This is a genomic window from Thermoactinomyces intermedius, assembly GCF_013912365.1.
In the GTDB taxonomy this organism is placed as follows: domain Bacteria; phylum Bacillota; class Bacilli; order Thermoactinomycetales; family Thermoactinomycetaceae; genus Thermoactinomyces; species Thermoactinomyces intermedius.
In genome coordinates this window covers 22,675-35,987 of record NZ_JACETT010000020.1, presented here as the reverse complement: position 1 = coordinate 35,987, position 13,313 = coordinate 22,675, and the positions used below count along the sequence as shown (strand labels likewise).

Here is a 13,313-nt window from a genome sequence, read left to right as displayed (position 1 = left end):
AAGTAATATAGAGATAACCAACAATCCGAAAGGAAAGATCGGCTATGAATATATTGGAAATGAGTGAAATTGGCAAATTTATTCGTAAAGTCCGAAAAGAAAAAGGGTTAAGATTGGAAGATTTGGCAGACGAGCATATCTCCACGGCGACAATCAGCAATATTGAGCGCGGTGTTCCTCATGTCAACAAAGATAAAGTCTTGTATTTAATGAGCAAGTTGGAACTGGATTTAAATGAAATCCCGGAAATGATCGAAAAAGATACGGAAACTTTGGAAAGTATGCAAGTGCGGTTTGTCGCCATCGAAACCATGATCCAGATGGGAATGCCGGAACGAGCCCTTCATTTGCTTTCGGATATATCGGAAGAATCTTATTCCAGACATCAGGCCACGGTTCATTATTTGAAGGGGAAAGTGTACAGCCATCAGAAGGAATGGCGCAAAGCAGAACGCGAGTTGAGTGAAGCCATCCGTCTGGCTTATCAGGATCCCTATTCCCCGAAAAATCATTTGGAAGCGGCCGGTTATTGCGAACTGGCCTATTGCCGCTTTATGAACAAAGATTATGCACAGGCCCTCCGCTATGTGGAACGCGGGTTGACGGCCATGGAGCAAGACAAATCCAATGAGTGCGATGACCGGACCTATTACTTGCTCTTGATTTCGCAAGTGGCTTACTTGGAAAAGTTGAACCGCACGGACGAAGCTTTCCGCCTGCTGGAAGAATTGTGGGAGAAAATTCCCCGGATTCAAAGCAAAGACATCATCATTAAAATGTACTATTATCGCTCCAAGTTGTTGCGGAGAATGAAACTTTACCATGATGCCATCCGCTATGCCAGAGAAGGGATTCAACGGTCGATCGGAAGTAAAAACACGGAAGAAATGTTAAAGCTTTGGAGCGGGTTGGGATTGTCTTACCTTGAAATTTCCCAGTTGGATGATGCAGCGACCTGCTTCCATTTTGTCTTAGAACTGGCAGAACATGAAGACAACTCCCAGGAAGTGGCACATGCCTATTGTCATCTGGGCAAAGTCTATATGTTGCAAGGCAAATACCACGAAGCTTATGACAAGCTGAAAAAAGCGCTGGAATGGGCAGAAAAAATTTATGATCCGCAACTGTTGAATGACTCCCTTTTCACCATGGGCAAACTGCTGAAACAAATGAAGCATTACACCGAAGCGGTTGAATATTTGAAACGGTCCGCCCGTTTGGCAGCCAAAAACAAGCTGAAAACCAATGTGTATGACTGTTATTATGAACTGGCCGGCTGTTATGAAGCTTTGGATGATCAGGATGGCTTCAAATCGGCCACCGAGCAAATGTACTTGGCCCAAAAAGAACTGGAACAACAGCAACTGCGGCAAATTGGTTGACAACTTGCAAAAAGATTTATATATTATGAAGATAAACTGACATAATTTTTACAAGGATCTCTTATCAAGAGAGGCGGAGGGACTGGCCCGATGAAGCCCGGCAACCTGTTGGAACTTGTGTCCAATGTGGTGCCAATTCCAGCAGAGAGAGTTTCTCTCTCTGAAAGATGAGAGTGAGTCTGGCCGGGTAATCAACACCTTTTCATCTTTCAGAGATGAAAAGGTGTTTTTTATTTTTGCGAATCATTGCCTGGGAGAAAACGGTTAAAGGTGGCGATAGGTGTGGGGAAAAAACCGATTGAAGCATATTTGCGCGAAAAAATTGTCATTTTGGACGGCGCGATGGGCACGATGTTGCAGCAGGCGCAACTGACGGCGGATGATTTTGGCGGAGAGCGGTATGAAGGTTGCAATGAAATTTTGAACCTGACCCGGCCGGATCTGATTCGAAACATTCATGAAAAGTATTACCAGGCCGGCGCCGATGTGGTGGAAACCAATACCTTCGGAGCCACCCCGCTGGTTCTGGGGGAATATGATTTGGCGGACAAAACCGAAGAAATCAACCGGGCAGCCGCCCGTTGTGCGGTTCAAGCGAGGGACAAATGGTCGACCGGTGACCGCCCCCGCTATGTGGCCGGTGCCATCGGGCCGACCACCAAGACATTGTCCGTCACCGGGGGGACGACCTTTGAAGCGTTGGCCGAGGGATACTACCGGCAGGCGAAAGCCTTGATGGAGGGCGGGGTGGATTTTCTCCTGTTGGAAACTTCCCAAGACACGTTAAACGTGAAAGCCGGGGGGATCGGGATTGAAAGGGCATTTCAGGACTTGGGCTTCCGCTTGCCGGTTATGATATCCGGGACGATTGAACCGATGGGAACGATGCTCGGGGGGCAAAACATCGAGGCATTTTATCTGTCCATCGAACACCTTCGTCCGTTTGCGGTCGGGCTGAATTGTGCAACCGGTCCTGAGTTCATGACGGATCACATCCGTTCGTTGTCCCGGATTGCCCGTTGCGGCGTCAGTTGTTATCCCAATGCCGGATTGCCGGATGAAAACGGGGATTATCTGGAGACCCCCGAAGCCTTGGCGCAAAAATTGACTGATTTTGCGGATAAAGGCTGGCTGAACTTGGCGGGAGGCTGTTGCGGGACCACGCCGGAACATATCCGGGCCATTGCCCGGGCTTTGGAAGGAAAAAAACCCCGCCGGCCGGTGGAAAGCCATTTGCCCGGAATCTCGGGAATCGACCCGGTTTTCTTGGAAGAGGATTCCCGGCCGTTGCTGGTCGGGGAGCGCACCAACGTGATCGGGTCCCGCAAGTTTAAACGGCTCATCAAAGAAGGGAAATATGAAGAAGCCTCCGAGATTGCCCGCAAGCAGGTGAAAGGCGGAGCCCAGATCATCGATGTTTGCCTGGCCGATCCGGACCGGGATGAACTGGCGGACATGGAAGCATTTTTGAAGCATGTGACCAAAATGGTGAAAGTTCCGCTGATGATTGACTCGACCGATGCCAAGGTGATTGAAAAGGCGCTTCAATATTCCCAAGGAAAAGCGGTGATCAATTCCATCAACCTGGAAAACGGGGAAGAGCGTTTCCGGGAAGTGCTCCCGCTGGTGAAAAAATACGGGGCGGCGATTGTGGTGGGATCGATCGATGAAGAGGGGATGGCACTGACGGCCCGGCGGAAACTGGAAGTGGCGCTCAGAAGTTATGATTTGCTGGTTCATCAGTATGGCATTCCGGAAGAGGACATTATTTTTGACCCGTTGGTTTTCCCCGTCGGGACGGGAGACGAACAGTACATTGGTTCCGCCCGGGAGACGGTGGAAGGCATCCGGCTCATCAAAGAAGCGTTACCCCGGACGTCAACCATTCTGGGAATATCCAACGTTTCCTTCGGGCTTCCGCCGGCCGGGCGTGAAGTGTTAAATGCGGTGTTTCTCTATGCCTGCACCAAAGCCGGGCTGGATTATGCCATCGTCAACACGGAAAAACTGGAGCGTTACGCTTCCATCGGGGAAGAAGAGCGGGAGTTGGCGGAAGCCTTCTTGTTTCACACGGATCACCAAAACTATGACGACATCCTGACCCGGTTTACCAACTTTTACCGCCATAAAAAGGAAAAGAAAAAGCAAACCGGGGTCCGGATGACGTTGGAAGAGCGACTGGCCAACTACATCCTGGAAGGAAGCAAAGACGGCTTGTACGAGGATTTGGATCAGGCGCTGGCCAAGTACAAACCGCTGGATATCATCAACGGCCCGTTGATGGCGGGCATGGATGAAGTGGGGCGCTTATTCAATGATAACCAGTTGATTGTAGCCGAAGTTTTGCAGAGTGCGGAAGTGATGAAAGCGGCCGTCCGGTATTTGGAACCCTACATGGACCGGACGGAAAGTCATACACGTGGGAAAGTCGTTTTGGCCACCGTCAAGGGAGACGTCCATGACATCGGGAAAAATTTGGTGGAAATCATCTTGGCGAACAACGGCTATCAAGTGGTGAATTTGGGGATTAAAGTGCCCCCGGAACAATTGATTGAGACCGCGCGGAAAGAAAAGCCGGATATCATCGGGTTGTCCGGGCTTTTGGTGAAGTCGGCCCAGCAGATGGTGGTGACGGCCCAGGACCTGAAAGAAGCAGAGATTGACATTCCCATCTTGGTGGGCGGGGCGGCTTTGACGAGAAAATTTACAGAAACACGCATTGCCGTGGAATACGACGGCCCCGTTTTATATGCCAAAGACGCGATGAACGGACTGGAACTGGCCAACAGGCTGATGAATCCGGAGCAGAGGGAGAAGATTGAGGCTGAAAAAAACGAAAAGAAAAAGCAGCGGTCTCCATCGCAAACAGAGCAAAAGGAAGCAGGCGCCCCGGCGGCTGTGCAGGGGAAAAGCAAAGTGAACCGCAAGGCTCCTGTTTTTACCCCGCCGGATTTCAAAAGGCATGTTTACCGCGATTATCCGTTGGATTTGCTTCTTCCCTATATCAATTTGCAGATGTTGTTTGGAAAGCACCTCGGGTTGAAGGGGAATGTGGAGCAATTGATCAAAGAGGGGGACGAAAAAGCGCTGGAAATGAAGAGATTGTTTGACCGGTTTTTTGAAAGAGCCAAAAAAGAACGGTGGCTCACCCCTCACGGCATTTATCAATTTTTCCCCGCGCAAGCCGACGGGGATGACGTTTTGATCTATGATCCCGAAACTCCCGGCGTGGTATTGGAACGTTTTTCGTTTCCCCGCCAGTCCAAAGAGCCGTATTTGTGCTTGGCAGATTTTGTGCGTCCGGTGGAATCCGGGGAAATGGATTATGTCGGTTTTCTTGCGGTGACAGCCGGGCAACACATCCGGGAATTGTCCCAAAAATGGAAAGAAAAAGGGGATTATCTCCATTCCCATTTCATCCAGGCGCTGGCGTTGGAAACGGCGGAAGCCTTTGCCGAACAATTGCATCAACAGATGCGGAACCGTTGGGGATTTCCGGATCCGGCCGAAATGACCATGAAGGAGCGTTTTGGGGCGAGATATCAGGGAATTCGCGTTTCTTTCGGCTACCCGGCTTGTCCCGATCTGGAGGATCAGCAGAAGTTGTTTCGCCTGATTTCGCCGGAGGACATCGGCATTCAGTTAACCGACGGTTTCATGATGGATCCCGAAGCATCCGTGTCGGCAATGGTGTTTGCTCATCCGGAAGCTCGGTATTTTAATGCGATATAAGGGGGAAAGATTGATGGGCGAGCAAGGCTTGCTTCAATGCCTGCAACATTCTTTGCTGGTCGGGGACGGGGCGATTGCAACATTTTTGTATCAGCAAGGCGTCTCCATCGGCCATTGTACGGAGGAATTGGTTTTGAGCAACCCGTTCCTGATCGGCGAGGTTCATGAAGCATATTACCGGGCCGGGGCGCGTGTGATCGAAACGCACACCTTCGGTGCCAACCGCGAGAGGCTGTCGCGTTACGGACTGGAAAGCAAGGTGACGCGGCTGAACCGGGAAGCTGTTCATATTGCCAAAGAATCGATTGGAAGCGATGCCTATGTTCTCGGGGTGATCGGTTCCATCTGTGCCGGGAAAGTGCCGGTGTACGATGAAGAGGAGTACCGGGCGATGTATGAAGAGCAGGCGGTGGCTCTTTTGCACGGAGGCGTCGACGGGATTTTGCTGGAGACTTTTTTGGACTTGAAAGAGCTGCAATTGGCGGTTGAAGTGATTCGCCCGCTCACGACGCTTCCCGTCTTTGCCCAGCTTTCGATGATGGAAATCGGCCGGACCCGGGATGCCTTTACCATCTCTGAGGCTTTTGAGAAGCTTGCATCGCTCGGGGTGAACGGCGTGGGAATCAATTGCCGTTTCGGCCCCGTGGAAGTATTGAGGACATTGGAAAAAACCATTGTTCCCGAGCAAATGATCCTCACGGCTTTTCCCAATGCCGGGCGGCTGGGGATGAGCAACGGGGAACTTCATTACAAGTCGGCGCCGGATTATTTTGAGGAAACAGCCGGCCTCTTGATTGATCAAGGCGTCCGGCTGCTTGGAGGGTGTTGCGGAACCACTCCCGAGCACATCGCCCGGATTGCCAAAGTCTTGAAAGGCAAATGTCCGGTTCAGCGGAAAAACCCGCCCCAAGACGGTTACAAACTGTCATCCCATGAAACGATCGTCTTGCAAAGAAGAACGAAACCGACAGTCGTACAGAAAGTCCGCAACAAACAACGAACCATCATTTGTGAATTTGATCCGCCGAAAGATCTGGATATCATGCGTTTCTTGCAAGGGGCCAAAAAACTGAAGCAAGCCGGCGTCGATGCGGTCACGATGGCGGACAATTCCCTGGCCACCGCCAGGATGAGCAATTTGGCGCTGGGTGCCATCTTAAAAAAATATGATATCGAACCGTTGGTCCACGTTGCATGCCGGGATCGGAATTTATTGGGACAGCAATCCCACCTGATGGGGCTTCATGCTTTGGGAATCGATCAGATTTTGGTGATCACCGGGGATCCCACCCGCATGGGGGATTTGCCCGGAGCCCATTCGATTTACGATGTCACTTCCGTTGAGATGATCCGGATGGTGAAACAGCTGAATGAAGGGATCTCGTTTTCGGGAAGGAAATTAAAACAAAAAGCGCAGTTTGTGGTGGGGGCCGCCTTTAATCCGCATGTACGAAAGCTGGATGCGGCGGTCAAACGTCTCGAGAAAAAAATTGAAGCCGGCGCGGATTTTGTCATGACGCAGCCGGTCTATGACCCGGACGGGGTGATCCGGGTGCATGAAGCGACGAAATCGCTCGGCATCCCGGTGTTCATCGGTGTGATGCCGCTCACCGGGTATCGCAATGCATTGTTTTTGCATAATGAAGTGCCCGGAATTAAAATACCGGAAGATGTGTTAAAACGAATGGAAAAAACGACCGACCGTCAGTCCGGGAAATCAGAAGGCGTCCAAGTGGCCAAAGAGCTTTTGGAAGTGGCTATGGAAAAGTTCGACGGAATTTATTTGATCACCCCGTTTTCCAATTGGCAGATGACAGAGGAGCTGACACATTTTATCCGGTGGCGGGACAAAGAGATGCATGCCCGTCTCCAGAGCCATACGCACGCTTAAAAGAACCAAAAAAAGGGCCCTCCCGTCGGTTCGGGAGGGCTGATCGTTGAGTACCCAAAACCAAATTCAAAAGAATAGAGAAACGAACCATTGGCCATTCGGGGGAATGATTCATCCATTTGGAGAGGAAATGACGCCCTTATGGAACGGGAGGGCTGTCATGTAAGCAAAATGCCAACAAAACAAAGGTGATTCACTTTTTAAAAGGCACATCCTTCGAAATATGGTCGAGAAACATATCTCTTGCCATTTTAAGCACCGTTCTTTTCACTGCAGGGCGAACCCGCTTGTGAATGACACGATACTTGTACCCCAGACGCTGGTCGGCAAAAGATTTCGAGGATCGATCACGTACGACCATATTCGCCCCCTCCTTTCTAACTTGTATTAGACATCGGTAACCAATAATTCCTCCTTCGTGACATAAGTAGTCAAATCATTTTATATTTTGACAAAAACAGACATTATTGATATGAGGGCGGATGGGGATTTTTTCGCTTTCTTCCTTGTTTAAAAGGGGTTTTCCGGTTTGTTGACGAATGGATGATATAGCTAAAAATAACGAATTTTGCTTTTAAATATAAATAAAAAGATGCTGTGAATGGGCTTATTCGTGGAAAACGCGATTTTTTTAAAAGGGGAAATGGGTGAACAATGATGCAGGATCAAATGGAGAGAAAAAAAAGAGTGGAGCGTTTGGCGGAACAGATTGAAGCTGAGATATTAAATGCGATCCGCGAAGGCGGGCCTCAACCTTATTACACGGAAATGTATTTAAATTGCGCGATCTGTTATCAGGAAAAGAAGAGAACCGAATTGAGAATCGCCGAAGATCCCGACCAGATCTTTGATGAATTTGCCGTGTGCTTTGACTGTATTGCCCGGCGAAACCTGATGCTTTCCCATTCGGAACGGGCTCTGGATTTTGAAGCGAGAACGTTGGCCATCTTGAGGATCAAAAACGGTGTCATGAAACCCCAGGATTGGGAGGAAGAAGAGGAAGCTCTTTAAATCTGCATGAAATCACCCCTGTTTCATGGTTTTGTAATATTCCCATTCTGTACAAATTTATTTAAATGTAGTATACCTATTTACAGACGGACAAGATTCGGGGGGTTTTGATCATATGAATGGGAATATTCTGGATTCATCAGGAGTGATTATCCTTTTTTTGTTGTTTATTTCTTTTATTCTGGGTACCTTGTATGTACGCGAAAGAATGAAAAATTATGTACGCGAAAGAATGAAAAATTAATCCGATACAGGTGCAATCAAGGCCATCCTTCCAGGGGAGAATTTGGGAAGGATGGCCTTTTTTCAGCAATGATGGTGAGGGCTATCCCACCGGTTCCGGTCATGAGGGGATGAAGAGGATTCATACGGATGACAGTGGTAAGGTCTTCTGCCATGGGGATGACGACGGTGAGGATGTCTGCAATGATGCTTGCTCTCACAATACCTCATATACCATCTGAGCATTTCCAGCTCATACTTATGGCAAATTTTGAGATGGTGGTACATGTGCCGAAGCCATCTGGGATCACAGGGGATTTCATACATGGGCGGCATGCAGGGCATCGGCATGGGCATGGGATGTTCCGGCATAGCCGGCGGTTGCGGCAAAGGCTGCGGTTCGGGCATCGGCATGGGTTTTGCTGGTTTTTCCATAATGCACACTCACTTCCTTCTCTTCATGATGACAGTGTATCCTATGAATGACCAAGGATGGATGTTCCAGAAAAAAAGCCTAAAAAATTGTGAAATCCTTTTGGACTTATCGGAAACGGGGAGGATTTGCATTTACCCGGAGCGGCCGTTGCGCTATAATGAGATGGACAAAAGCCTCGGATCCAAAATCGGGGTCAGGAGGGAAAAACATGGAAGTCGTAAAAATCACACCCAGAGGATATTGTTACGGAGTGGTGGATGCCATGGTTTTGGCACGCCAAGCCGCCCAAAACCTGGATCTGCCCCGTCCGATTTATATATTGGGAATGATTGTTCACAACAGCCATGTTGTGGAAGCATTTGAAGACGAAGGCATTATTACCCTGGACGGAGCAAACCGGTTGGAGATTCTGGAGAAAATCGACAAAGGGACGGTCATTTTCACCGCACACGGGGTTTCTCCCGAAGTCCGCCGTCGCGCCCGGGAAAAGGGTTTGACGGTGGTGGATGCGACTTGTCCGGATGTTACGCGGACGCACGATTTGATCAGGGAAAAGACGGCCGACGGATATGAAGTGATTTATATTGGCAAACAAGGCCATCCCGAGCCTGAAGGGGCCATGGGAGTGGCTCCCGGGAAGGTTCACTTGATTGAAAAAGAGGAAGATATTGACCGGCTCCAACTCAAAACGGACCGGTTGCTCGTCACCAACCAAACCACCATGAGCCAATGGGATACCAAGCATTTGATGGAAAAGGTCAAAGAACGGTTCCCGACGGCAGAGATCCACAATGAAATTTGTCTGGCAACGCAATTGCGGCAAGAAGCCGTTGCGAAACAGGCGAAGGAAACGGATCTGGTTCTTGTTGTCGGGGATCCCCGCAGCAACAATTCCAACCGGCTGGCTCAGGTGGCCAAAGAGATCGCCGGCGTGGATGCGTACCGGATTGCGGATGTGACAGAAATTAATTTGGACTGGCTCAAAGGGAAAAAAGTGGTCGGCGTGACGGCGGGTGCGTCGACGCCAACGCCGATTACCCGCGAAGTGATTCGCTTTTTGGAGCAGTTTGACGAAAATGATCCGAGTACTTGGGAACGCAAACAGGAAGTCAGCATGAACAAAATTTTGCCGCCGGTGCGAAAGAAAAAGTTACAACCGAAAAAATAACCGGAGACTTTCAAGTCCCGGTTTATTTTTCACTCATTTCTTTATACAATTCTGTCAATTTGCGGACCGAAAAAAAGCATTATTTTCGGGGATAGTGTGCGGCCATAAAATCATAGCATTGATTCATGGTGCCGCGAAATTCAATGCGATGGTCCTTTTTCATCGGATTATACCAAGCGAAATAGTTATCTTCATGAATGATCGATGGCGGGAGTTTTTCTGAATCGCGGACGACATAATACATTTTTTCGAACACACCTCCTAGATGTATTATGTCCAATAAAAATAAAAATTAACCATCATTTAACAGAACGGCGGGATACCGGTTTTTCCAACAAAGCCAATGGAACGGCTGCTTTTTCACCGGAATGTTCCCAATTTCCCCAAGCCATCACTCCGTTGAGATATTCGACATAAAAAGGAATGTTTTTTCCTTCCACTTGATACCAACAGGCAGTTTGGACGGTCGCGGGATCGATCAGGTATGAACGCGCAAGATTGATTTTTTGTTCCAAAATGGCAAGTTGTGTATCCAAACCTTGGTCTTTTGCTTTTTGTTTTTCCCGGTTCAGGCGCTCAATTTCCATCTCAAGCGCATCTTTGGACATTTGGCTGAAACGTTGCATCGTATCCTCCTTTTTTTGCAATGCTCCTTATCATTGTACCGGGAGGCCGGGATGAAAACAACCTGAGGACACCGACAGGGGGTGGTGAAGATCGCTGTCGTGCTGCTGTTTATTGACGGGGTCGGCTTGGGGGAGATGGCGGATCACAATCCCTGGGTGACGTATCCGACTCCTTGCATCCGTCAGTTGTTTGGCGGAATGCCGTTGGTGAGGGAAGCGGCCGGCCGCCATGGTCCGGACCTTCTTCTGCTTGAGACCGATGCCTGCCTGGGCGTGGAGGGGCTTCCGCAGAGTGCCACGGGCCAGGCGACGATCTTTACGGGAAAAAATGCAGCCCGGGAGATGGGAAAACACATGAGCGGGTTGCCGTTTCGAAGGTTGCGTGAATGGGTGCAAAAAGACAACATCTACTTACAGTTTGAAAAAAAAGGCTGGAAAGCGACCTTTGCCAATGCGTACACCAAAGAGTATTTTGAACGTCCTGCCACCAAGCGCGGTTGGGTTTCGGTCACCACGGCAACGATCCAATCCAGCCGGGAGCCGGTTCGATTTTTCCCGGAATTGGTGGAAGGCAAAGCGGTGTATCATGACATCACCCGGACCATCCTGAAAAAAACCGGGATGGATGTGGAGGAAATCACGCCGGAACAGGCTGCCCGCCACCTTTGGTCGATAGCCCGCGATTATGATTTGGTTGTCCATGAGTTCTTCTTGAGTGACCGGGCCGGCCACAAACAGGATCCCTGGTTGCTTCAATATGTGACGCACCATTATGATCGTTTTTTGGGGGAACTTGTGCGGTTGAAAGGGCCGGAGGATACGATTGTATTGGTCAGCGATCATGGAAACAGCGAAGATTTGCGGGTGAAAACCCATACCGTCAACCCGGTTCCCACCCTGGTGATCGGGGACATTGACGCATTCTCGGAGATTGACACCGGAGCGTGGGATTTAACGGGAATTGCTCCGCTGTTGCACCGGATCGTGTCCAGGAATAAAAATGGGGTAAAGGATCGGTGATTATGCGTTCAAGATATATACCACAAGTGACAGAAGCAGCCATTCCGGAGGACGGAGGCTGGACCGAACTCCGTGCGGATGGCACGGATACGTTGGTGTTGTCCATTCCGGAGTGGGCCGGCGATGTCAAACAATCGGAGGAAGCGGATGAATATGTCTGGATGTACGACCGCGGCAATGACGCTTATCTCTTTTGTTTCCGGTTGAAAGGGAAACGGGAATATGCGGTTGCGTTTCCGAGGGAACATGCAGGGATCCTCTTGAAAGACAAACGCGCTTACGCGCCCTTTCATTTGTTGATCACGAGTCAACCTTTGTCAGATTCCGATTCGTTGGATCCTTGCTTTTTGTTCCGGAATATCAAATTAAAAAGGCATCCCCAGGCGGGATGGTGAAGAAGACAAAAATCCCCTTTTTTCTTTGAAAAGAAGGGGATTTTTTATGTTTCAGCCATCGTCCATGTTGTAGATGTATTCTTGCCGGGGATGTTCGTCGTCTTCCCGTTCTTGTTCGCTTTTGAGACGGTCCAATAATTTTTTATATTCATCGGCTCTTGTATAAGGCGGCTCGGTTTCCAACACCTTGGTGAGAGCCCGGATGACAATGCCTCGTTCTCTGGGTGTCAGGTACATAAAAGAAACCCCCCGGGATTTAGGGTAATCAAGATCTAAATTATATCCTACCCGCATTAAATAAAAATTACACGACAGATCTGTCTTTTTTGTGATGTTTTTATGTCCGATTGACATGAATCCGGGAAAAAAGCCGTTTGTATTCCGGAAGACAGGGGAAAAGTTACTGATGATAATATCGGGCAGGTTGGCAAAAGCTAAGGACAGCGGAGTTGCGGAAAGAAAGATGATGGAGGAGAGTTGAATGAAAACCACTCAAACCACTCCACATAATGTATCTTATGAAGTGGATGAATTTAATAGTCGCATTAAATTGATCCAATACAGCCGGTACGATGTGGAGTCCCTGTTGAAACACCTGGAAGAATTGGCCAAAGAAAAGGATATCGGTAAAGTGATGATTTATGCAAACCCTGAGGACATCTCTTTTTTTGAGAAGCTCGGGTTTCAAAGAGAGGGAGAAATCAGCGGTTTTTTCCAAGGAAATCCGGCTTGTATTTTGTCCCGCTTTTTGGAAGAGGACCGTGCGCATAAAAAAGATGAGGAGAAAAAAGACAAAATTGTGGAGATGGCAGAGAAGGTCGAAACCATTAAAGAGCGTCCGCGTCTGGATCCCAGGTATCAATTGCGCCATGCCGTGAAAGAAGATGCGGAGGCTTTGGCAAAGTTGTATCAGCTGGTCTTTGAAACATACCCCACCCCCATTCATGATCCTGATTTTATCCGCCAATGCATGGACCAGGATGTCTACTTCTCGGTGGTGACCGAAGGGGATCAGATTGTCAGTTCGGCTTCGGCGGATGTTTTTCCGCATTTTCAATGTGCGGAAATCACCGATTGCGCCACTCACCCGGATCATCGGGGCAACGGACTGTTGAGTGCTATTATTTATGATCTGGAATTAAGAATGAAAGAAAAAGGGATCCCTCACCTGTTTTCATTGACCCGGGCGGTTTCCACGGGAATGAATATGGTGATCGCCAAGCTGGGTTTTGAATATAAAGGGCGATTGATCCAAAACAGCCAGATCTCGGGGGATTTTGAAGATATGAATATCTGGGTGAAAGAGTTGTAAAAAGGCGGGATGTGGGACGGAAGGAAACGGAGCGGGACAGGATCCCGCTTTTTTCAATGCTCCGGGACGGGATGATTCGGAGAATTAAAAATATTGGATTTAAACTTTTTAAAAAGAT

13 protein-coding genes and 1 riboswitch are annotated in these 13,313 nt (G+C 49.0%); of the genes, 8 read left to right on the top strand and 5 right to left on the bottom strand.

Annotated features, from left to right (window positions below; all coding sequences use genetic code 11):
- The first annotated feature begins 44 nt into the window (after nt 1-44).
- From H1R82_RS05295 to H1R82_RS05285, 3 genes are all read left to right on the top strand, one after another.
- On the top strand, nt 45-1,382 hold the full coding sequence (locus H1R82_RS05295) for a helix-turn-helix domain-containing protein (protein WP_181731473.1): 1,338 nt from the start codon (nt 45-47) through the stop codon (nt 1,380-1,382).
- A 58-nt stretch (nt 1,383-1,440) separates the two neighbouring features.
- Nucleotides 1,441-1,556, top strand: a riboswitch (SAM riboswitch).
- Nucleotides 1,557-1,724: 168 nt separating this feature from the next.
- Nucleotides 1,725-5,114 carry a methionine synthase gene (gene metH, locus H1R82_RS05290; protein WP_049720650.1) on the top strand — a complete coding sequence of 1,130 codons (3,390 nt, stop codon included), beginning with the start codon at nt 1,725-1,727 and terminating at the stop codon, nt 5,112-5,114.
- Nucleotides 5,115-5,127: 13 nt separating this feature from the next.
- Complete coding sequence (locus H1R82_RS05285) at nt 5,128-7,005, top strand: bifunctional homocysteine S-methyltransferase/methylenetetrahydrofolate reductase (protein WP_181821617.1); 1,878 nt, start codon at nt 5,128-5,130, stop codon at nt 7,003-7,005.
- 193 nt (nt 7,006-7,198) lie between these two features.
- Here the strand turns inward: H1R82_RS05285 and H1R82_RS05280 are convergent, their stop codons facing one another.
- Nucleotides 7,199-7,366, bottom strand: coding sequence for a hypothetical protein (locus H1R82_RS05280; protein WP_156097696.1), 168 nt, complete (start codon nt 7,364-7,366; stop codon nt 7,199-7,201).
- A 293-nt stretch (nt 7,367-7,659) separates the two neighbouring features.
- On the opposite strand from H1R82_RS05280, the gene H1R82_RS05275 reads away from it, so the two are divergent.
- The gene (locus H1R82_RS05275; RefSeq protein WP_181821615.1) at nt 7,660-8,016 is read left to right on the top strand and encodes a hypothetical protein; all 357 of its coding nucleotides are present in this window, start codon (nt 7,660-7,662) and stop codon (nt 8,014-8,016) included.
- A 541-nt stretch (nt 8,017-8,557) separates the two neighbouring features.
- On the opposite strand, the gene H1R82_RS14620 is transcribed toward H1R82_RS05275, so the two are convergent.
- A complete protein-coding gene (locus H1R82_RS14620; RefSeq protein ID WP_255359703.1) occupies nt 8,558-8,680 on the bottom strand; it encodes a hypothetical protein in 123 nt (40 codons plus the stop codon).
- Nucleotides 8,681-8,882: 202 nt separating this feature from the next.
- Here H1R82_RS14620 and H1R82_RS05270 point away from each other — a divergent pair, with 202 nt between their 5' ends.
- The gene (locus H1R82_RS05270) at nt 8,883-9,842 is read left to right on the top strand and encodes a 4-hydroxy-3-methylbut-2-enyl diphosphate reductase (RefSeq protein ID WP_062843264.1); all 960 of its coding nucleotides are present in this window, start codon (nt 8,883-8,885) and stop codon (nt 9,840-9,842) included.
- Between the two features lie 79 nt (nt 9,843-9,921).
- Here H1R82_RS05270 and H1R82_RS05265 read toward each other — a convergent pair whose 3' ends face one another.
- Nucleotides 9,922-10,086, bottom strand: a complete 165-nt coding sequence (locus H1R82_RS05265; protein WP_156097694.1) for a hypothetical protein — start codon at nt 10,084-10,086, stop codon at nt 9,922-9,924.
- Nucleotides 10,087-10,141: 55 nt separating this feature from the next.
- Nucleotides 10,142-10,468: a DUF1811 family protein gene (locus H1R82_RS05260; protein ID WP_181731476.1), complete on the bottom strand. Its 327-nt coding sequence runs from the start codon at nt 10,466-10,468 to the stop codon at nt 10,142-10,144.
- Between the two features lie 84 nt (nt 10,469-10,552).
- Here H1R82_RS05260 and H1R82_RS05255 point away from each other — a divergent pair, with 84 nt between their 5' ends.
- Both H1R82_RS05255 and H1R82_RS05250 read left to right on the top strand, forming a co-directional pair.
- Entirely contained in the window at nt 10,553-11,488 is a 936-nt protein-coding gene (locus H1R82_RS05255) for an alkaline phosphatase family protein (RefSeq protein WP_062843266.1), read from the top strand.
- Nucleotides 11,489-11,490: 2 nt separating this feature from the next.
- A complete protein-coding gene (locus H1R82_RS05250; RefSeq protein ID WP_062843267.1) occupies nt 11,491-11,883 on the top strand; it encodes a hypothetical protein in 393 nt (130 codons plus the stop codon).
- 51 nt (nt 11,884-11,934) lie between these two features.
- On the opposite strand, the gene H1R82_RS05245 is transcribed toward H1R82_RS05250, so the two are convergent.
- On the bottom strand, nt 11,935-12,120 hold the full coding sequence (locus H1R82_RS05245; protein WP_156473341.1) for a hypothetical protein: 186 nt from the start codon (nt 12,118-12,120) through the stop codon (nt 11,935-11,937).
- A 244-nt stretch (nt 12,121-12,364) separates the two neighbouring features.
- Here H1R82_RS05245 and ablB point away from each other — a divergent pair, with 244 nt between their 5' ends.
- Complete coding sequence (gene ablB, locus H1R82_RS05240) at nt 12,365-13,195, top strand: putative beta-lysine N-acetyltransferase (RefSeq protein ID WP_062843269.1); 831 nt, start codon at nt 12,365-12,367, stop codon at nt 13,193-13,195.
- Nucleotides 13,196-13,313: the final 118 nt, after the last annotated feature.